Annotated in this window: 14 protein-coding genes; 4 read left to right on the forward strand and 10 right to left on the reverse strand. The window is 38.1% G+C overall.

The window, feature by feature from the left end; translation table 11 throughout:
• Positions 1-133: 133 nt before the first annotated feature.
• The gene (locus JM81_RS00825; protein WP_089261442.1) at positions 134-466 is read right to left on the reverse strand and encodes an ArsR/SmtB family transcription factor; all 333 of its coding nucleotides are present in this window, start codon (positions 464-466) and stop codon (positions 134-136) included.
• A 325-nt stretch (positions 467-791) separates the two neighbouring features.
• Here JM81_RS00825 and JM81_RS00830 point away from each other — a divergent pair, with 325 nt between their 5' ends.
• The 4 genes from JM81_RS00830 (at position 792) to JM81_RS00845 (ending at position 6116) form a co-directional block, all read left to right on the forward strand.
• Entirely contained in the window at positions 792-1697 is a 906-nt protein-coding gene (locus JM81_RS00830) for a DUF6607 family protein (RefSeq protein ID WP_144800310.1), read from the forward strand.
• A 10-nt stretch (positions 1698-1707) separates the two neighbouring features.
• On the forward strand, positions 1708-3204 hold the full coding sequence (locus JM81_RS00835) for an ankyrin repeat domain-containing protein (protein WP_144800311.1): 1497 nt from the start codon (positions 1708-1710) through the stop codon (positions 3202-3204).
• Between the two features lie 86 nt (positions 3205-3290).
• Complete coding sequence (locus tag JM81_RS00840; RefSeq protein ID WP_144800312.1) at positions 3291-3776, forward strand: DUF2271 domain-containing protein; 486 nt, start codon at positions 3291-3293, stop codon at positions 3774-3776.
• Between the two features lie 144 nt (positions 3777-3920).
• Positions 3921-6116: a PepSY domain-containing protein gene (locus JM81_RS00845; protein ID WP_144800313.1), complete on the forward strand. Its 2196-nt coding sequence runs from the start codon at positions 3921-3923 to the stop codon at positions 6114-6116.
• Between the two features lie 95 nt (positions 6117-6211).
• Here JM81_RS00845 and JM81_RS00850 read toward each other — a convergent pair whose 3' ends face one another.
• The 9 genes from JM81_RS00850 to JM81_RS00890 all read right to left on the reverse strand — a co-directional run bounded on the left by JM81_RS00850 (position 6212) and on the right by JM81_RS00890 (position 20781).
• Complete coding sequence (locus tag JM81_RS00850) at positions 6212-8179, reverse strand: heavy metal translocating P-type ATPase (RefSeq protein WP_144805538.1); 1968 nt, start codon at positions 8177-8179, stop codon at positions 6212-6214.
• 44 nt (positions 8180-8223) lie between these two features.
• Positions 8224-8640 carry a Fur family transcriptional regulator gene (locus tag JM81_RS00855; RefSeq protein WP_144800314.1) on the reverse strand — a complete coding sequence of 139 codons (417 nt, stop codon included), beginning with the start codon at positions 8638-8640 and terminating at the stop codon, positions 8224-8226.
• A 136-nt stretch (positions 8641-8776) separates the two neighbouring features.
• The gene (locus tag JM81_RS00860) at positions 8777-9748 is read right to left on the reverse strand and encodes a succinylglutamate desuccinylase/aspartoacylase family protein (protein ID WP_144800315.1); all 972 of its coding nucleotides are present in this window, start codon (positions 9746-9748) and stop codon (positions 8777-8779) included.
• Positions 9738-10613 (reverse strand): 30S ribosomal protein S6--L-glutamate ligase, encoded by an 876-nt coding sequence (gene rimK, locus JM81_RS00865; protein WP_144800316.1) that lies wholly within the window; start codon positions 10611-10613, stop codon positions 9738-9740. Before rimK ends, JM81_RS00860 begins: the two co-directional genes overlap by 11 nt.
• 171 nt (positions 10614-10784) lie before the next feature.
• Positions 10785-12719 (reverse strand): sialate O-acetylesterase, encoded by a 1935-nt coding sequence (locus JM81_RS00870; RefSeq protein ID WP_222430280.1) that lies wholly within the window; start codon positions 12717-12719, stop codon positions 10785-10787.
• A 12-nt stretch (positions 12720-12731) separates the two neighbouring features.
• Entirely contained in the window at positions 12732-13772 is a 1041-nt protein-coding gene (locus JM81_RS00875) for a glycoside hydrolase family 43 protein (protein WP_144800317.1), read from the reverse strand.
• Positions 13773-13775: 3 nt separating this feature from the next.
• Complete coding sequence (locus tag JM81_RS00880; RefSeq protein WP_144800318.1) at positions 13776-15227, reverse strand: MFS transporter; 1452 nt, start codon at positions 15225-15227, stop codon at positions 13776-13778.
• Positions 15228-15251: 24 nt separating this feature from the next.
• Positions 15252-16403: an endo-1,4-beta-xylanase gene (locus JM81_RS00885; RefSeq protein ID WP_144800319.1), complete on the reverse strand. Its 1152-nt coding sequence runs from the start codon at positions 16401-16403 to the stop codon at positions 15252-15254.
• 208 nt (positions 16404-16611) lie between these two features.
• Complete coding sequence (locus JM81_RS00890) at positions 16612-20781, reverse strand: two-component regulator propeller domain-containing protein (protein ID WP_144800320.1); 4170 nt, start codon at positions 20779-20781, stop codon at positions 16612-16614.
• Positions 20782-20797 lie beyond the last annotated feature (16 nt).

Here is a 20797-nt window from a genome sequence, read left to right on the forward strand (position 1 = left end):
AATTTAGTTTCTTACATATTTTATGCGTGAGTATGGATTTAATGAATTTGCATCGTTATAATTATATGTTTAATTGATTAGTTCAACTTTATATTTGTTCATTGCAATTTTACGATGAATCTGCATAAATTTTTTAGCAACAATCCATATCTTGGGACACGTCTTGGTCTAAAAATTCCATCATAATAGTTTTCATGGCCGTCCAATTTTTCTTGTCTATGCAATAACAAACACTTGTACCTTCTACGTTGCCCTTTATTAAACCTAAACTCTTTAATTCCTTTAGATGTTGTGAAATTGTGGGCTGGGCCAAACCTATTTCGTTGACTAGGTCACCACAGACACAGGCATTCATTTTAAAAAGATGCTGTAATATGGCCACCCGTGCCGGATGTCCAAATACCTTTGCAAAAAGGGAAATCTTATTTTGACCCTCTGTAAACATTTCCGTTTTGGCTAAGCCCATATTTTTATATTGATTGTTACATTGCAATATTACGATTAATAATTAAATTATATACGTATTGATAATAATTGTCTTTCTGTACGGGTGGCGGTTACAATAACTTTGGTAAGGTGTAGTGATTCCATTGAGTCTTTTGCGGTATCAGTTGACGTTTTGGCCATTAATTGATGCATGGAAGTGGACGCAACAGTAAGATTAATATATAACGCATCAATATTATTTATAATAATTCTTAATAATGAGTAAATATTTGAACAATCCTTATTTAGAATAAATAAAAATAGTTATTTTTGTCAACGAACTTTATGTGAGAAAATCTCAATTAATGAAAGCATTTTTATATTTTCTTATCGTCCTGTTCGTATCGGGACCAATAATAGCGCAAAAGCAGAAAAAGAGACAGGACATTAATGCAATCAAGAGCATGTGCGGCTGTTATGAGGTAACTTTTAATTTTGCGGAAACCTTTCATTATAGTAATGATTCCCTTTATAAACCATCAAAAACAAAAGTTGATAAAGGTTTGGAATGGGCACAATTAATTGTTGATGAGGATGATAAGATTTCAATTCAGCATTTGCTTCAGGTCGGCGACCCATCGGCCCCACATATAGTTAAGCATTGGAGACAAGATTGGCTTTACCAGAATACAGACCTCTACACATATAATGCAAACAATACGTGGTCCTATACTAATTTGCCTGCCGATAAGGTAAAGGGTCAATGGACCCAAAAAGTATATCAAGTTGATGATAGTCCACGATATGAGGGTTCGTCCTCTTGGGTACATGTAGACGGCAAAAGTTATTGGGAGAATACTGCAGATGCGCCTTTGCCAAGAAGGGAATATACCACTAGAAGTGATTATAATCTGACCGTTCGTGGTAATAGACAGGAAATTACGGAATACGGCTGGTTGCACGATCAGGACAATGCCAAGGTTATACGTGAGCCTGGCAAGGAAGATATTGTTTTGGCTAAGGAAAAAGGGTATAATACCTATGTTAAGGTAGATGATGGGCAATGTGCCGCAGCGGCTAATTGGTGGAAGAAAAATGCAGATAAATGGGCTTTGGTACGTACAAAATGGAATCAAGTATACGGTAGGAACAAAGACTTGACCTTAGCGGAGAAAGTTGACCATAAAGTATTGTATAAATATCTTTTTGATGAAGGATATGAGGACCAAGCTAAAATTAACCAAGTAATAGAATCATTTGTAAAGAACTAAATATTTTAAAATGAAAGTAATTAAGAATCTATCCTTAGTCGCCTTATTTCTGGGTACCGTTGTTACGGCCCAACAAAAAAATGAATTGCATGACCGTGGGTTTTGGAAGAGCAACCCTTCCGTTGCAATCGTAAAACAAAAAATAGCGGAGGGTAACGATCCCGTAGCAAGTAATGATAATGCCTTTGATGCAACTACTTTTGCTTTAATGGGAAAGGCCAGTGTAGATGTCATAGCCTATCTGTTATCATTGGACGGTAATGCCGTAGATAAAAAAACACATGATAGTCGTATATATCTTCATTGGGCCGGTTATGCAGGTAATGAAGAGGTGGTCAACTATTTATTGGAGCAAGGTTCATCCGTAACGGCATTGGATAGTCATCAATTTACTCCATTGGCCTTTGCGGCAAATGCCGGATTGACCAACCCTGCAATTTATAATGCTTTTGAAGGTAAAGGAGTTGACCTTGCCAAAGAAAAAAATGATCACGGCGCCAACTTATTGTTAATGGCTGCACCTTCTATTAAAAATGAAGAAGAACTAAATTTCTTTTTGTCTAAAGGGCTAGCGCTTGAAAGTAAAGACGATGACGGTAACGGTATTTTTAACTATGCCGTTAAAAAGGGAAATATTGATTTTCTGAAATTATTGGTCTCCAAAGGTGTGGACTATAAAAGTTTGAACAAGGAAGGGGGCAATGCCTTCTTGTTCGCTACCCAGGGTGGAAGAGGCTATAGCAACCCGTTACCGGTGTATGAATATTTGAAAAGCTTAGGATTGGAACCCAATGTGGTGACCAAAACGGGAACTACGCCATTACATAGATTGGCAGCAGGTAATAAGGATTTAGATATCTTTAAATTTTTTCTAGCTGCTGGTGTCAATGTCAATCAAAAGGATGAAATGGGAAATACTCCGTTTTTAAATGCAGCTTCTCGTAACGATTTGGCTATTGTTGAACTTTTAGGTGAAAATGTCAAAAACTATAATTTGGCCAATAATGATGGTCAAACAGCATTAATGCTTGCAGTAGAAAATAATGATCCAAATGTAGTAGACTATTTACTGAAAAATGGTGCAGATGCATCGGTCAAAGATGCTGAGGGCAATTCATTGGCTTATTATTTGGCAGCTTCCCATAACTCCAGAAAACCTCAAAATTTTGATGCTAAACTACAATCGTTAAAAGAGCAGGGTGTTGCTTTCAATACCGTACAGGCGGGAAATAATACCTTACTTCATATTGCAGCTAAAAACAATGACCTGGAATTGTTGAAAAAACTGGATAGTTTTAACATCGCTATTAATGCTAAAAATAACGAGGGATTGACCGCTTTGCATTTGGCGGCCATGAAGGCGGAAAATGATCGTATGCTCAAATATTTGGTGTCCAAGGGGGCGGATACCAAAATAACGACCGATTTTGAAGAAACGGTTTATGATTTGGCAAGTGAAAACGAAGTGTTGGCCAAAGGACAGACTTCATTAAATTTCTTAAAGTAATTTTGTCTTTAAGGGTAATCGTAAATAGTAAATAGGATTGATGATGGATAACACATCAATTAGTTAAATATAGAATAGAGTAATAGATGAAAAAATTAATCAAATTTATACCGGCAATACTATTGGTAGGGTCATTGTTAACGGCATTTACCAAAGTAGACAAACAACCTGTTAAATGTTTGATTCAATTGACCAATTACAGTGGTGAAGGAGCGTATATAGTTGTTTCCATTGTTAATGATAAAGCCAATTATGAGGAGACTTTATATGTAATAGGTAAAGATAGTGAATGGTACAGCGAGATTACGGAATGGTGGAAATTCTACGGTAAGAGTAGGCCAAATATCGATGCTATTTCAGGGGAGACCATTAGTGGTGGTGAACGTACCTTGTCCGTACTACAGATTCCAAAGGATAAAATAGATAACGGGTATAGTATACGATTTGAAACTTCTGTGGAGGATAAAGGCTATTTTGCGGACGATATCCAATTTGAGCTGACTTCAGAAAACCTTAAGGCGAAAGTAGAAGGCAAAGGATTTATCCGCTATGTAAGAATGTTACCTCAATAGTGTTAGTGTTTATGTTGAATTAAATGTTCTGGGATGTCCGTAGACCGATATTCCGGAACATTTAGATTTATACTACTTACTTACATTTAATCCATAATACAAGCCCTTCTTGAAGGTTTCCGTTTACGTTATTTTTATATTTCTATGACCATTTCCATTTGGCGCTATAGTCACCTAGTTCTTGCCCTTGTATCTTCTTTGTTCTTGCTGGTCGCTGCGGTTACCGGTGTTATTCTGGCTGTGGAGCCTATAACACATCAGACCAAGGGGTATGCCGTTCATGATTTGGAAGATGTGCCATTAGGAGTCGCCATAAATGCATTGAAACAAAACTATGATGAGGTGCTTGCCCTGGAGGTGGAATCTTCCGGTTTTGTCAAGGCACAGGTATTGACAATGGATTTGGAGACATTGGATGTGTATATTGATCCAAAAACAGGTGGAAAGTTAGGGGAGGTAGAGGAGCGGCCCTATATCTATACATTTGCTACCAACTTGCACCGTTCCTTGTTTCTAAAAAGCGTTGGCCGATTTTTTGTAGGATTGATATCCTTATTATTGTTTATTATAGTGGTCACCGGCTTGGTTTTACTTGCCAAACGCCAAGGTGGGTTCAAAAAAATATTTAGCAAGGTTCAAAAGGATTATTTTGAACTTCGTTATCACGTAATCTTAAGTAGGTGGTTCCTAATACCCATTATTATTTTATCCATAACCGGGGTCTATCTATCCGCAGAAAAGTTTGATCTGCTTCCAGATAGTATAGAAGTACCCCAAGAAATGGATGTTGATTATAGTGCTGAGGTCTTTGCTGATATACAGGACGTGCCATTTTTTAAGGAAACCACTTTAGACGATGTACGGCAAGTAGAATTTCCTTTTTCTGACGATACTGAGGATTACTATAGAATAGCGTTGTCCGATAGGGAGATACAAGTAAATCAGCAGACGGGAGCTATTGTGACCAGTACCAATTATCCTTTTGCCGTACTGGCTTCCAGATTGAGTCTGGTCTTGCATACCGGTGAGGGCAATGTACTGTGGTCAATTATTTTATTATTGGCAAGTGCTTCTATTCTGTTTTTTATGTATTCTGGTTTCGTAATGACTTTAAAACGAAGGAAAAAAGGAAAGGTCAGCATAAAAATGCCTAATAAAGATGAATGTGAATATATTATTCTGGTGGGTTCAGAAACCGGAACAACCTTTGATTTTGCCCAGCGTTTCTATGATGGATTAAGTAAAACCGGAAAGAAAGTGTTTCTGGCCGAATTAAATAAATATACCACTTACGCGCGTGCAACACATATGATTATCTGTACAGCTACTTATGGTGAGGGTGATCCACCTACCAATGCCAGAAAGTTTTCGACCTTGTTTTCTAACATCAAGCAACCTAATACAATCTCATATGCGGTAATTGGTTTTGGATCCTTGGAATACCCGGATTATTGCAAGTTTGCAATCCAGATTGATGCATTGTTACAGGCAGATTCAAATTTTACTCCGGTTATGCCTTTGTGTAAAGTAGACAGTGCAAATCATGAAACCCTTGCCAATTGGGTAGATCAATGGGGTAATCGTCAAGATTTAAATATTTCTTTGGAACATACTTATATTAAGGAGATAGAACGTGTAAAAATCCCGTTCGAGCTAACTGAACGTACGGGCCTTAATGTGGATGACACCTTTTTGCTGAAATTTAGGCCAAAACAAAAAATAACCTTCACTTCTGGTGATCTGTTGGCCGTATTTCCAGATGAATCGGGTCTGGTACGTCAATATTCCATTGCCAAAATCAATGATGAAGTATTACTTAGTGTTAAAAAACACGAAATGGGTCGTGGATCCAATTATTTATATGCACTGGAAGTAGGGGACGTTATAGAAGCTGCAATAGATGTTAATGCGCATTTTCATTTTCCTGAAAAATCGGCCATGGCCATATTAATTGCCAATGGCACGGGCATAGCTCCTTTTTTAGGTATGCTACAACATACTAGACAGAAGCAAATTGCATTGTTCTGGGGAGGGAGAACGCGGAATTCTAGTTTGATCTACGAGAATTTCTTAAATGGGATTATTGCAACGAACGAAACAATTTCTTTCATGCCATGTTTTTCCCGGGAAGGTGAAAAACGGTACGTTCAAGATTTGGTCCGTGAACAACAAAATGTTGTGTTGCATACCTTAACTAATGGTGGCACGGTCATGATTTGCGGTTCTTTAGCCATGCAGCATGAGGTGCTCGATGTGTTGGAAACTATATTGATTGAAAATACTACCCTTACTATTGAGGAACTGCAAAATAAAGGGCTTATAAGGACAGACTGTTATTAATTTTAAGTTTTTTAAATACAATACCTGTACCTAGTGTTTCAATTATCAAAAATACTTTTGATAAATATGTATTAACGAATTTCTCGTAAAGCTAGTTAATCCCAATTCATCCTTTGAAGTCTTACGGCATTTAAAATTGCAAGTAAAGCAACGCCTACATCGGCAAAAACAGCTTCCCACATTGTTGCTAGACCACCGGCACCTAATGCCAATACAAGTACTTTTACTCCAAATGCCAACACAATATTCTGCCAAACGATCGCTCGGGTAGAGTTTCCTATTTTAATAGCCCTTGCAATTTTTGAAGGTTGGTCTGTTTGTATGATAATATCCGCTGTTTCTATTGCAACATCACTACCTAGCCCACCCATGGCAATACCTACATCACTGATGGCCAGTACCGGAGCATCATTTATCCCATCTCCTACAAAAGCAACATTAACATGCGGGTCTTTTTGCAATTTCTCGACTTCGCGAAGCTTATCTTCCGGTAAGAGACCGCCCACTGCCCAATCCAGACCCAATTCAACGGCTATCTTTTGGGTAATCTGGTCTTTGTCCCCAGAAAGCATAATAATCTTTTTAACTCCGGCATCACGTATTTGTTTTATTGCTTGGTGGGCATCATCCTTAAGTTCATCGGCAATGGTAATATAGCCGGCAAATTTTCCGTCAATCGCAACCATAATGATGGTTTCCACAATTTGATCGGTAGTTGTTGGTACTTTAATATCATGGGCCGTCATCAAAGCTTTGTTCCCTGCCAAAACTATTTTGCCATTTACATTGCCCCTAAGTCCTTTGCCCGGAATTTCTACGACATCAGTTGCGGTATATTTATTGGCTTCTGTATTGTACGCTATAATTGCTTTTGCTATGGGGTGGGTAGATTTACTTTCTATAGCGATCAAGTACTTCATGAAATCGGCCTCTGTAATGATCTGATCTGTAACAAGATCACGAATTTTAAATACCCCTTTGGTTACCGTACCTGTTTTATCCATGACTACAGTATTCACTTTGGTCATGCTATCTAAAAAGGAGGCGCCTTTAAAAAGAATTCCGTTACGGGAAGCTGCTCCCAAACCGCCAAAATACCCAAGGGGAATTGAAATGACCAACGCACAAGGGCATGAAATCACTAGAAAAATCAATGCCCTATATAACCATGTGCTGAATACATAGTCCTGAACAAAAAAATAGGGTATAAAGGTTAGGCCTATTGCCAGAAAAACTACAATAGGTGTGTAAATGCGCGCAAATTTACGAATGAACAGTTCTGTTTTGGATTTGCGGGCAGTTGCATTTTGAACCATTTCTATAATACGGGCAATGGAGCTGTCCTTGAAGGCTTTAGTGGTTTCAACCTCTATGACCCCGTCTAAATTGATGCTTCCTGCAAATACGCTTTCCCCTTTCTTTACGGAATCTGGTTTGCTTTCTCCTGTCAACGCAGATTTGTTCATAGAGCCTTTTGCGGAAAGTAGTATCCCATCCAACGGTATTTGTTCTCCTGCTCGAACTTGAATTACCTCCCCGATGGATACGGATTCCGGGGCTACGCCAATATATTCATTATTACGGAGTACCGTAGCCAATTTTGGTCTTACCTCCAATAGTGCCCTAATATCGCCTTTTGCCTTTTTTACCGCTGCACCTTGAAAAAGTTCTCCTACGGCATAAAATAGCATTACAGCTACAGCTTCTGGGTATTCACCAATTGCAAAGGCGCCAATGGTTGCAATGCCCATCAAAAAGAATTCAGTGAAAAAATCCCCTTTTTGAATACTTTCCCAACCAGCTTTTAATACTGGTAGACCAACGGGTATATATGCTATGATATACCATAATGGACGGATCCACCCATTCCTAAATAAAATCTGGTTGTAATCCAAGATTATTCCCAGTACCAGAAAGGAAAAGCTAAATATGGCTGGTATATAGACTTTAAGTCTATTTGTATCATTGTCGTTTAGGTCATTTTTATGGTCATCATGACAATGCGCGCATGTACTGGGATTTATGGTATTCTTTTCTAACTCTTTGTTCTTTTGATGCTTCATAATTATCGCAAGTTCCATAAATTATGAATGCAACAGTAGTGCAATTAATGCGTGCTGCAATTTTCGCAGACTCCCTTTATTACCAAGTTCACATCTTCTGTAATGTAGCCTTTTGGTAAATTAATATGGGGTATTTTATGTTCGGTCAGGCAAATCGTTGTATCGCAATGGCTGCAGTGAAAATGTAAATGAAGATCTTGGTCAATTTCACAGTTGCAACCAGGTTCACAAAGTGCAAATTTAGAAACATGGGTGCCATCATCTATTTGATGTACTATACCGTTTTCCTCAAATGTTTTAAGGGTACGGTATAGGGTAGTACGTTCAGCTTTTTCAAAGGCATTTTCTATATCTGTCAATGCAAGGGCAGATTTTTTTTCTGCCATATATTTATAGATAAGAATGCGCATTGCCGTTGGACGCACATTTTTAAGTGTTAGGGTTTGTTCTATTTCATTCATGATAGGAATAGGTTTTTTATGTTCCCTAATACATGGATAATCAGTCTTTTAGTGTATTTTAATTTTAGGGGATCTTTAAATCTAATTTATGAAAATGGATGATATGAAAATAGCCGGTATACGCGTTTTTTAGACGTTATTCCACATCATGGGCAATGTGCAATATGGCATCTCCTTGATTTACGATCGGAGATTGGTTGATGCATAGGATATAGCTATTTTCCGTTGCTTTTATCTTGCGTTCAAAATATCCAAAAGGCCCTGAAATACTTCCCAGTTCGGCACCTTTGGAAACTTTCTCTCCAACTTTTACAATTGGATGAAACATGCCGGAATGTTTTGCCCGTATCCATTTAGAGGCATTTACCAATTTTGGGGTTACCGGTTTTGTGGATAATTGCGAAATTTCATCATCAAAATTACGCATTCCTAAATGTTGCATTATGCGTAAAGCTCCCACTATACCGGTGTTGGTGATTTCCTTATCAATATGGAGCGATTTTCCTCCTTCGTATAACAAAACTTTTTTCTTCAGTTTGTGTAAAGTTTCCCTAAACGATTTTTCCCTACCTGCGGATTTTACTATAAATTCTGCGCCAAATTCCTTTGCCAGGGCCAAGCCGTCCTCATCATCCTTGTCTATCCGTATTTGTGGGGCATTGAAACGGCTATCGCCACCAGTATGGAAATCTATACAACAATCAATTATAGGTGCTATGTCCTTCACCAAATGATAGGCGAACCTACTTGCCAGGGAGCCTCTTAAACTACCGGGAAAAACCCGGTTAAGATCTCTCCCATCAGGAAATTGTCTTGTCTGGTTCAAAAATCCAAAAATATTCACTACCGGAATACAAATGACCATACCGTAGGTTGGCCGGTTATACTTTTTTGAAACTATCTGGCGAACAATTTCAACACCGTTTATCTCATTGCCATGAATTCCGCCCGTTATCAATAGTGTAGGGCCATCCTTTTTTCCACGTTCTACAATTACGGGGACCTCGATCTTTGTCCTCGTATGTAATTTTGCGATATCCAAACTTAGTTGGGCTCCTTTTCCTTTTTCAATATGCTGTCCTAGGACCTTATGTTTTTTAATCGACATTTCTTTCTACGTACTTTATAATTTTACCTGCAATATTTTTTCCTGTGGCGGCCTCAATACCTTCTAGACCTGGTGATGAATTTACCTCCAAAATTAAGGGACCTCGGTCAGATTGTAGCATATCTACACCGGCAACGCCCAATCCTAGGCATTTTGCGGCTTTTATAGCTGCATTTTCCTCTTCGTCCGTCAGTTCAATAATTTGGGCTGAACCTCCACGATGAAGGTTTGATCTAAATTCACCTTCCTTACCCTGTCGTTTCATTGAGCCTACTACGACACCATCTATTACAAAAGCACGAATATCTGCCCCCTTTGCCTCTTTGATAAATTCTTGTACAATGACCCTTGCCTGAAGACCGTTGAAAGCCTCTAGAATGGATTCTGCGGAATTGCGGTTATCCGCTAGCACCACACCTAGACCTTGGGTCCCCTCCAATAATTTTATGACTACCGGGGCACCACCGGCCTTGTCAATGATGGCACCTACATTTTTTGAATAATTGCTAAATATGGTTTTAGGCAATCCTAGACCGGCTCTTGATAAAATTTGTAAACTTCTTAATTTATCCCTTGAACGAACCAATGCCTGAGATTCTACGGAACTGAAGACTTTCATCATTTCAAATTGGCGAACTACGGCCGTTCCATAAAAAGTTATGGAAGCTCCTATACGTGGTATGACCCCATCAAAACCCTCCAGTTCCTTTCCTTGGTATATAAGACCTGGTCTTTTCTTCTCTATGATCAAATCACATTTAGAGTGGTCTATGATATGCATTTCATGGCCTTTGTTCATTCCTGCTTCAATTAAGCGTTTGGTGGAATATAGGTCGGGGTTTTGGGATAATACGGCAATCTTCATTAACATGTATGGTTTAGTACTATTTGTAATGTAATTTTTTAAAATGGAAATGGGTTAATAATGGTATCTAGCCTATCAAAATACTATAATAAATTGACCTTGCAATTATAATGAAAAATAAATCAGGGGGTTAAGTGTATAGTAAACTGTGCCTATAGAATTCTAAGAATTCTATTCCGTAGTAAATGGTGAAGCTGGCAAGCCTTCCTTGTTATAAAGATTTGCGTTATCTGGGTTATCTGACCATGCATAGCGCACGTATTTTGGAGCACTTATGTCATTATGCCATACAATAACCTTATTGTCTTCAATTTTGGCATTGGCCCATACAAAATTTTTATCCTCCCCGGCAATGGCAAATTGGGCCGGCGCACCGCCATTTACTGTAATTAATCCACTACCTGTATATGAAAAGGAAAGAATAATCTTATTGTTTTCAATAGTATGGCCATTATATAGGGGTCCTGAAAAAACAACGTCTTCATTATAGGCCAATTTAAACGCGGCCAAGGCCATACGCTCCCCAACATCTTTTTTGTTTTCAGGATGTATATCGTTCCATTCCCCTAAATCAATATTAACGGTCATAGCTGTATTTGCTATTTGCAATGCGTTTAATTGCGCATGTCTGAACTCGGCCCATTTACTTTCTTCCGGTAGATAGTTAACATCCATAAAATTGGGTAGTTGCGCATATATAAAGGGTAAATTGGGTAGCTCAAACTGGTTTCTCCAATCTATGATTAATCCTTGTAATAATTGGGCATATTTTTCCGGTTCACCGGAATTGCTTTCCCCTTGATACCATAATACGCCCGTGAGTGCAAGTTGGGTGTATGGAGCCACCATTGCATTGTACAATGCGGTAGGCTCGTTTTGGGCATTGAATGTTGTGCCGTTTGGCGTGTTCTTTGGTGCAAATACTTCACCTACTTTATACTCCCAATATCCTTTAATATCTACAGTGTCTTTTTCTGTAGCAATGTAATATGGTTTATCTGGCACAAAGCCTCCTTTACCGTTGTAATTGGTAACCTTTACGACCAATGTATTTTTACCAGTTATTAAAAGATTATTGGGAATGGGGTATTGACGTTGTGGATATTGGTACGTAGTCTGTCCTATTTTGGCACCATTTAGATATACTTGGTCTGCATCTACAATTCTTCCTAAAAATAGCTTAGCCTCCGCTTCTGCCATAGATTGTGGTACCTTAATTTCCTTCCTATACCACACCGTGCCATTTAAATCTTTGATGCCTTGGTCTTCCCAATAACCGGGTATGTTGATTTTACGCCAGTTTAATGGCTTGTAACTAGGGTCATACCAATGAATAGGACCTGATTTGCCTAGGTCCTTAGTGGTTTCTACAGTCTGATCTTTAGCGGCTTTGTCCCTTTTTATTAAACTATTTATATAAACCGAGTCCTTGTTTCTTTCAATTGTGTTTAGAATGTCAGGGTTGTTGTGAAAACCATTTTCGCTCGTCCAAGCCTCTATACGAGTGCCCCCAACACTGGCATTTATCAATCCTATGGGAATGCCATACTTGTCATAAACCTGCTTGGCAAAAAAATAGGCGACCGCAGAAAAGTTGGGTATTTCCTTTTTAACGGCTACTTCCCATTTACCCCCGTCCATATTGTTTTTAGGTCCGTTCAATTCCGTATTTCTCGGTACCTTAAAATGTCTGATTTCGGGAAAGTTGGCCTCTCTTATCTCTTTGGCATAGGTAACATCATGCCTGAACAATTGATGTTCCATATTGGATTGTCCGGCAACCAACCATACATCACCAATTAAAATATTATGTACCGTAAGGTTGTTGGTAGCTGATATTTGAAGGTTATATGGGCCGCCAGCCTTCATTTTGGGGAAAACCACTTCCCATTCACCGCTGGCCGAAGCTTTTGTTTTACGAGTGTGATTTTTTAGGGTTAGTGTAATTTCTTCATGATTGGAAGCCCAACCCCATATTTTTATAGGAGCATTTCGTTGCAATACCATACTATCCCTAAATATTTGGGGCAATCTTACTTGGGCCATAATGTCCGGTGAGAACAATAGGCCAAATAAGAGACTTAGTATGATTTTTGCAGATTTCACGATTATTTTGATCTATATGTTTTTGTATGGGGAAATGGTTTTTATATGCCCATCTTCCATATGTTCAATTTCAACCATTTTTACGGATCTTAAATGCGTTACGCCCTTAGATAAGCTACTGTCATGGTAAAATAAGTAATACTTGTCTTCTATTTGACATATTGAATGATGGGAGGTCCATCCAACAACAGGCTCTAAAATTCTGCCGCCATATGTAAATGGACCATAAGGATTATCCCCTATGGCGTAACAAATAAAATGCGTATCTCCAGTGGAATAGGAAAAGTAATATTTTCCTTTGTATTTATGCATCCATGCCGCTTCAAAAAAACGCCTGTTATTGTCTCCGGCCAATAATAAATTACCATCTTCATCTAAAATTTCTATTTCCTTTGGTTTTTCAGCAAATTCCAAAAGGTCATCGGTTAATTTAGCAACAAATGGGAGTAGAGCCGGTTCATTTTCTTCCGGTAAATGTGCTGTTGGACTATCCGGATTTTGAGCATTATATTCGCCGGTGCGCCAACGTTGTAATTGACCTCCCCATAAGCCTCCAAAATACATATAATAATTTCCATCATTATCTTCTAGAACGGCCGGATCAATAGAAAAACTATTTTCAATTGCTTTAGGTTGGGGTGTAAAAGGCCCAATAGGACTATCGCTCACCGCTACGCCGATCTTGAATATACCATCATACCCTTTTGCCGGAAAAAACAGATAATATTTGTCATCTTTTTTAGCTGCATCTGGTGCCCACATTTGCTGTTCCGCCCATGGTACATCATTTACATGTAATGCTATACCATTGTCTTTGGCCTCTGCATCTATTGAATCCATGGACAATACGCGATAGTCTTCCATGGCAAAGTGGCTTCCCAAGTCATCAAAAGCTTCACCTGCGTCTATATCGTGAGATGGGTAAATATATATTTTCCCATCAAAATAGTGTGCAGATGGATCTGCGGTATAAATATGGGTGACCAAAGGTTTTGATATGGCTTTTTTATTTAATTCATCAAAGTCAATATGGTCAATACTTTCTTCTGGCATAGTTTACGCTTTTCTTCTGGTTATTAAATCTTGTTCAATCTGAACTTCCATCTTTTTATTTATTTCATATAGGAACAACAGGGCAATGGCCAGGAAAAATGCAATTGACGGATAAATGCTGACCAACATTTTAGTGCCTTGTATGGCAGTGTCGGGTTGGATTATGGTTTCTAAATTTCCAAATTTGTTGGGGATATAATCATAAAGACCAAGTATCCATGTAACTAATGAACTGCCAATGGTCAACCCCAATTTTAAACCGATCATCATTGCGGAAAATATAATGGCGGTAGCCCTGCGATTGTTCTTCCATTCAGAATAATCTGCAACATCGGCGATCATTGCCCATAATAGGGGTATGGTAATGCCATAGAAGAAACCATGTAATATTTGAGATAAAAACATTAATTCTACTGAGGTAGGGGCAAAGAAATAGAAAATGGCAATGAACAAGGTAGATATAAAAAGTGCAGCGCCAAAGACATCACGTTTCCCAAACCTATCTGCCAACCCTTTGGACAAGGAAATACCTACGATCATAAATATTATTCCACCGGCATTGAAAAGTCCAAATCCTGCCGATATGGGGTTGTCACCAAAAAAATCGACTCCAATATTGGTTAAACCATTGAGAAGCGGACCAATAAATGCCGCTAAGCTATTGGCATCGACATAATTTTCAAAATAATAAACGTAAGAGCCACCCTTTAAGGCCAAGGTAATAAACACTAATGTGGTCAATACCAACATTATGATCCATGGCCTATTTTTAATCAAATCACCCAAATCCTCTCGCAAACTTGATTTTTGCTCCGGGGTAGGTATTACGCGCTCCTTTGTTGTAAAGAATGTGATCAATAACATAATGGTACCAATGATCGCCAAATAGGTCATGACCTTTTCAATACCTACGGCCTTATCACCGTTACCTGCATATTCAATTATGGGCAGCATAAATACTTGAACAAAAAACTGGGCGAACATTACAGCTACAAAGCGATAGGACGATATACTGTTACGTTCTTTCATGCTACCGGTTATTACCCCGCTCAATGCGGCATAGGGTAAATTATTTGCGGCATATAATAAAAGTAGTAGGGTATAGGTTACGGCCGCATAGGCTACTTTGCCCGTATAATCAAAATCTGGTGTGCTGAAAGCTAAAAGTGCCACTAAACCTAACGGAATGGAGGTAAACAAAATCCACGGTCTAAACTTTCCCCATTTACTTCTGGTCCTGTCAGCCAATGCACCTACTATGGGATTAAAGGCAAATGCCGCAATCATACCTACCAAAAATATTATGTAAGAAGCATCTTGGGTTTCTAATCCGTAGATGTCCGTATAAAAATAGGCTAGATAGGTAACTAAGGTCTGGAAAACCAGATTGGCGGATAAATCCCCTAAAGAATATCCAATCTTTTCTTTTAGGGATACTTTATGTTCGTTGTTCATTTAGGATGAGTTTGGTTGTAAGTATTATAGCGTACTGTCTTTTGCCACCTGAATGACACTATGGTATGCTGCTTTTGGTTTAAACTGCCTGTCAAACAAAAGTGGATAATTGGTTCTGTTCTCAATAGGCCAATTGTTCAACCATGTCTGTCCATCGTTAACGCCCCAAAATGTAACTCGGCTAATTTTATCTTGATGCTTTTTGAACAATGCAAAAATATCCCGGTAGCGTTTTGCCAATTGGTTGGATACCGAATCCGGTAGTTGTTCCGTATACGGATTCATAAATTCACTTCCTTCAAAGTTTTGGCTGACTTCAGCCCCTTCCAAGTCCCATGGATTTGGTAATGCGGTTACATCCAATTCCGTAATCATGACCTTTACGCCCAATTCCGAATACGCAATAATACTTTCTTCAATTTCCTGCAACGACGGCCCCTCTAAGCTCCAATGTGCCTGCATACCAATACCATCAACCCTGGCTCCTTGTTCCTTGAGGTTCTTTACCATTGTAATGGCGCCTTCCCGTTTTTTGGGCTTGGTCATGTTATAATCATTGTAATAAAGCTCTGCATTAGGGTCTGCTTCCTGTGCCCATTTAAATGCATTGGTCAAATATTCCGGTCCTAATTTTTCCAGAAATAATGAGTTGCGTAAAGTTCCATCCTCATTTAATGCTTCATTGACCACGTCCCAACCATGTATTTTGCCCTTATAACGAGATGCAATGGTCTGTACGTGGTTCTTTAGACTATTTGATAATTCCTCATTATCCTTAATCTGGTTGACCCACGGAGCCAATTGACTATGCCAAACTAGATTGTGACCAATGAACACCAAATTATTTTTTTTGCTAAAATCGATATAACGGTCTGCCGTTTCAAAATTAAATTCACCTTGAGCCGGCTCCATATACATCCATTTCATTGAATTTTCGGGAGTAATGGTATTAAACTGTTCCTTGATCAATTGTACACCTAGACTATCCTTACCGCTAATTTGATTGTCATTTACTGCGCTGCCTATCAAAAAGTAATTCTTGTACGCTTCTTTAAGGGTTGGTTCTACTTCAACTTTTTCTGGTTGATGATCTTGCTTGCAACTTAGCAATACTGTGCTTAAGCAAAAAAATAGAACGTATTTGCATAAATTGGAGGGACTATAAAGTTGTTTCATATGATGTTGATTGATTAAGCTTGAGTTTTCGCTTATTTAAGTGTTTAAAAGTACGTTCTGCATTTATAAGTCATTGTAACAATTGAAGCAATGCATAATAAACTTGTTGCATCGACAGAAAAGATATCTAAAAAAAATTAATTTGCTAAAAATAGCTCCTGTAAATTTAAAAAACGTAAAATATTGATATGTTTTAAGTTAGCGGGTTTTATTCGTTTATTGTTTTCAATTCTGTTGGGAGCATACCAAATTCATTTTTAAAACATTTGCTGAAATAGGAGGGAGAGGAAAAACCTACCTTGAAACCAACTTCACTAATAGATTCACTGCCGTTTTCTATCATTTGCTTTGCTCTTTCCAATCGTATTTTTCTAATAAGTTCATTGGCCGTCATGCCCGTAATCGCCTTAATTTTTCTATATAACTGACTTCGGCTCAATGACATATCGTCTGCCAAATGCTCTACATTTAAGTCTGTTTCCCCAATATTCTCGTTGATATAGTCCAACACCTTCTGCATAAAGGTTTTGTCTATTTTGGTGGTGTTCTGTAGCAAGGTAATCTTGTTCTTGTCGTTGATATTATGCTCAAGAAATTGTTGCCTGTTTTCAATTAACCGTTTTAAGTATGACCGTAATACTTTCATTTCAAAAGGCTTGGTCAAATACGCATCTGCCCCGGCATCTATACCTTTTACTTTTTCACTGCTCATTGCCTTGGCGGTGAGCATAAGTACGGGTATATGGCTGGTCTTTAAATCATCCTTTATTTTTTTACAAAATTCAAATCCGTCCATTTCAGGCATAATGATGTCGGTTATAATAATATCCGGTATACCTTTTAGGGCCAATTGTAATCCAATATGGCCATTGTCCGCCTCTACAACTATATAATCTGCACGTAATTTGTTCTTAAGGTAATTTCTTAACTCTATATTGTCCTCTACTATTAGTACCGTTTTTTTGTCTTTTTCAGTACCAAGTAAGTCGGTATCATTAAAGGCTTCAAGATTAATATTAGGTTTATTCGAAGAAATTATATCCGTATCCAATGTTACGTTGGGCGTATATTCCGATGCTTTTAAATGGTTTTTACCCAAGGGAAAGAACAACTTAAATTTAGTTCCTTGACCTTCTTCACTTTCCACATCAACAATTCCTTTATGTAACTGAACAAAGCTTTGAACCAGTTCTAGTCCAATACCGGTTCCTGTTGCCCCATAATATTGTTGGTTCTTATCGGAAGCTTGATAAAAGCGTTCAAAAATGTGGCCAATGTCCTCTTTGCTAATGCCTGTGCCAGTGTCCTCTATGCTGATCTCTAGGGCATTGATGGGTTCTACTTCATTGATCAGTGGAAATATAATTTTCTCTTTGCATTTATAGACACTAATGGTAATTACGCCATTTTCCGATGTGGCCTTAAACGCATTGCTGAGTAAGTTGAAGAGTATTTTTTCCAAAAGACCGGGATCTCCCCAGAAATCGGTATCGCGATCATCTGTCTCAATGGACATCAAGATATTTTTTTCAAAAGCCTCTTCCTCAAAATGTTCTGAAATTTCCTTGACAAATTTATGGGCATTGATGTTAGATGCGTTTAGCGTCAACCTATTTAAATTCAACTTTCTAAAATCCATTAATTCATCAATGAGATTTTTTAGCCGTTGCGCATTCCTGTAGATTATTCTATGTTTTTCCTTTAGTCCCTTATTCAGTTTATATTGACTGTTTTCTACAATATCCATTATTGGATTTATTATCAATGTCAATGGCGTTCTAAATTCATGGGATATATTTGTAAAAAACTGAATCTTTTTTTCGTTCAACAATTCTTCTTGTTGGCGCTGTGCCCTTTCAAACTTTATCATGCGTCTTTCCTCAATTCTTTTATGAAGAAACCAATTGAGCAATAACGCAAAACCAACGGTCAAGATTAAATATCCTAAAATTGCCCATCTTGTGGCCCACCAAGGCGCTAGTACGGTAATGGGCAATGATAATGGACTTTCTGTCCAAAGCCCGTCATTATTTGAAGCTTTTACATGAAATACATAATCTCCTGGTGATAAATTGGTATAGGTGGCCGTTCTTGTATTGCCAACATAGTTCCAATTATCCTCAAACCCCTCCAAATAATAGGCATATTCATTATTATTTGCCCTGGTAAAGTTAATAGCGGCAAATTCTAGGGTAAATACAAATTGATTAGGTTTTAACGTCAACTGCTCAACCTCGTTTATACTTTTGCTTATGGGTGAATTCTTAGCCGTTGGAGAGACAGATTTATTGAACAATTTTAAATCTGTAAAATAGACCTTGGGTATCGTCTCATTATGTAAAATATTGTCTGGATGAAAATAATCTATCCCTTCGTAATTGCCAAAATACAAAATACCGTTCCGGTCCTTGGTAACGGCGTTATAATTAAAATTATTGGCCAATAGTCCATCTTCCCTATTGTAGTTGGAAAATTGATCGGAGCTAGTCTCCAACATTGCCAACCCCGTTTCACCACTAACCCAAATATTATGGTTGTTGTCTTCTATGATAGATGATATATTTTCCAGTAAAAGACCATCTTTCTTTGTATACCAAACCACTTCGTTGATTTGGGGGTTTATCTTGCATAGCCCCTTGCCGTAGGTACCTACCCATATATTTTTTGCTTCGTCCTCATATAGGGCCCTAACATTTATCGTACCCGTTAAATTTTGATTTTCGGATAAAAAGGAATTCAATAATAGGGACTGTAGTTTACTGTTCTCATTAGATCCATTGGTACGAACTAGACCGTTTGGGCCACCGATCCAAATATTGTCATTATGATCAACCATTAAGGTGCGTATGTGGCCCTCAATGCCCAAGGATGTGTTGAACGAGGTATTGGTATGGTTTTTTATCTCTTTGTTAATTGGGTCATAAGAATGTAATCCGCCAAAAAATGTAGCGATCCATACCGTACCCTCAGCGTCTTCCGCAAAACTTGTAATACTATTGGAGGTCAGTCCACCATTGGTGGTTTCTATATTGTAATTTATAAAGGTACGTTCTCCTTTGGGAAGGAAATAAATTCCGGAACTCCATGTGCCGGCCCATAGATTTTCCTTGGAATCCAGGTATAAGGTTTGTACATCTAATTTTTCAAATCCTTTGTAACCACTGCTCTTACTATCCGAAAGGTGATAAAATTTATTATTGACTTGGTCATATTTATCTATGCCGCCACCATCCATTGCAATGTATAAATGGTTATCACTGGTTTGTACAATGCCGGTTACAGAAGGTGATTGTAAGGAGTTTGAGCTATAAGGAAGACTTTGGATGTTCTCAAATTTGTCATACAACTTGTCATAAACCCCTATGCCTTTATTGTAATACCCAAGCCAAATACGTTCTTGGTTATCGACAAAAATAGACCAGATGGAATTTGAACGAATACTATTGTATTCAGATTTGTTATAGGTATAATTTTGTATTGGATTGCCCAGCCCATCCAACAAAAATAAACCGTCATTTTCCGTGGCGCATAGAATGGTATTATCCTTTAGTACTTTAATATCGAAAATACGTTTATCCGTAAAACCAAACTTTTCTATCGTGAAGTACCCTGTAGTTTCTTGTTTCACCTTTACCAATCCGTTTTTGAACGTTCCTATCAAAATATCTCCGTTCTGTTCAATTAAAAGGGATTGTATGGAGTGTGTAATGCTCTGGTTGCCTTTTTTGGTCAAGAACATTTTTTGTTTAAGCTCATTTTGTTTTTTGTCATAGGTGTATAATCCTAAATTAGAACCTACCAACATATCACCATTTGGTAAGGGTACTAACGCGTTAATTACGGATTTTGATCCTTTGCCACTGGATTCTTCCTGTACCATATGTATGTCAAATGTACTAGGATTCACTTGGTAAAGGCCTTGTGTGGGTGTGCCAACGTATATGGTTCCTGAAATATCCTCGCCAATGGAGTAAACTTGGGATTTTTTCAGTTTTCCTTTGTGATTTATAATCTGAATTCTTGAGAAATTGTCGAAGGTGGGATTGTATATACTCAGACCTTCATCCGTACCTACCCAAATTTGATTGTTGGAATCTAGAAACAGGGTATTGACAATAGAGCTCTGGATGGTGGTACTGTCATTGACCTGATGCTTATACGCTTTTAAATCCGTGCCGTTATATTTATAAAGACCTTCACCATAGGTGGCTATCCAAATTAGACCATTATGATCTTGTACAATTTTTGTAATTGCACTTTTTGGAATACCCTCGTCAATAGTGAAAAAGTTATAGGTATCCGTAATATTCTGACCTGTTGCCATAAACATACAAAAGCAACCTAACAGGCTAAATATATACCTAATTTGTATTTTCATATTACAACATCTTTAC

This window comes from Maribacter sp. MAR_2009_72 (genome assembly GCF_007827235.1).
Taxonomy (GTDB): domain Bacteria; phylum Bacteroidota; class Bacteroidia; order Flavobacteriales; family Flavobacteriaceae; genus Maribacter; species Maribacter sedimenticola.

What these genes read in the sequence shown, in the direction of transcription:
- JM81_RS00825 (WP_089261442.1), bottom strand. Translation starts at nt 466, where the DNA reads ATGGGCTTAGCCAAAACGGAAATGTTTACAGAGGGTCAAAATAAGATT.
- JM81_RS00830 (WP_144800310.1), top strand. Translation starts at nt 792, where the DNA reads ATGAAAGCATTTTTATATTTTCTTATCGTCCTGTTCGTATCGGGACCA.
- JM81_RS00835 (WP_144800311.1), top strand. Translation starts at nt 1,708, where the DNA reads ATGAAAGTAATTAAGAATCTATCCTTAGTCGCCTTATTTCTGGGTACC.
- JM81_RS00840 (WP_144800312.1), top strand. Translation starts at nt 3,291, where the DNA reads ATGAAAAAATTAATCAAATTTATACCGGCAATACTATTGGTAGGGTCA.
- JM81_RS00845 (WP_144800313.1), top strand. Translation starts at nt 3,921, where the DNA reads ATGACCATTTCCATTTGGCGCTATAGTCACCTAGTTCTTGCCCTTGTA.
- JM81_RS00850 (WP_144805538.1), bottom strand. Translation starts at nt 8,179, where the DNA reads ATGAAGCATCAAAAGAACAAAGAGTTAGAAAAGAATACCATAAATCCC.
- JM81_RS00855 (WP_144800314.1), bottom strand. Translation starts at nt 8,640, where the DNA reads ATGAATGAAATAGAACAAACCCTAACACTTAAAAATGTGCGTCCAACG.
- JM81_RS00860 (WP_144800315.1), bottom strand. Translation starts at nt 9,748, where the DNA reads ATGTCGATTAAAAAACATAAGGTCCTAGGACAGCATATTGAAAAAGGA.
- rimK (WP_144800316.1), bottom strand. Translation starts at nt 10,613, where the DNA reads ATGAAGATTGCCGTATTATCCCAAAACCCCGACCTATATTCCACCAAA.
- JM81_RS00875 (WP_144800317.1), bottom strand. Translation starts at nt 13,772, where the DNA reads ATGCCAGAAGAAAGTATTGACCATATTGACTTTGATGAATTAAATAAA.
- JM81_RS00880 (WP_144800318.1), bottom strand. Translation starts at nt 15,227, where the DNA reads ATGAACAACGAACATAAAGTATCCCTAAAAGAAAAGATTGGATATTCT.
- JM81_RS00885 (WP_144800319.1), bottom strand. Translation starts at nt 16,403, where the DNA reads ATGAAACAACTTTATAGTCCCTCCAATTTATGCAAATACGTTCTATTT.
- JM81_RS00890 (WP_144800320.1), bottom strand. Translation starts at nt 20,781, where the DNA reads ATGAAAATACAAATTAGGTATATATTTAGCCTGTTAGGTTGCTTTTGT.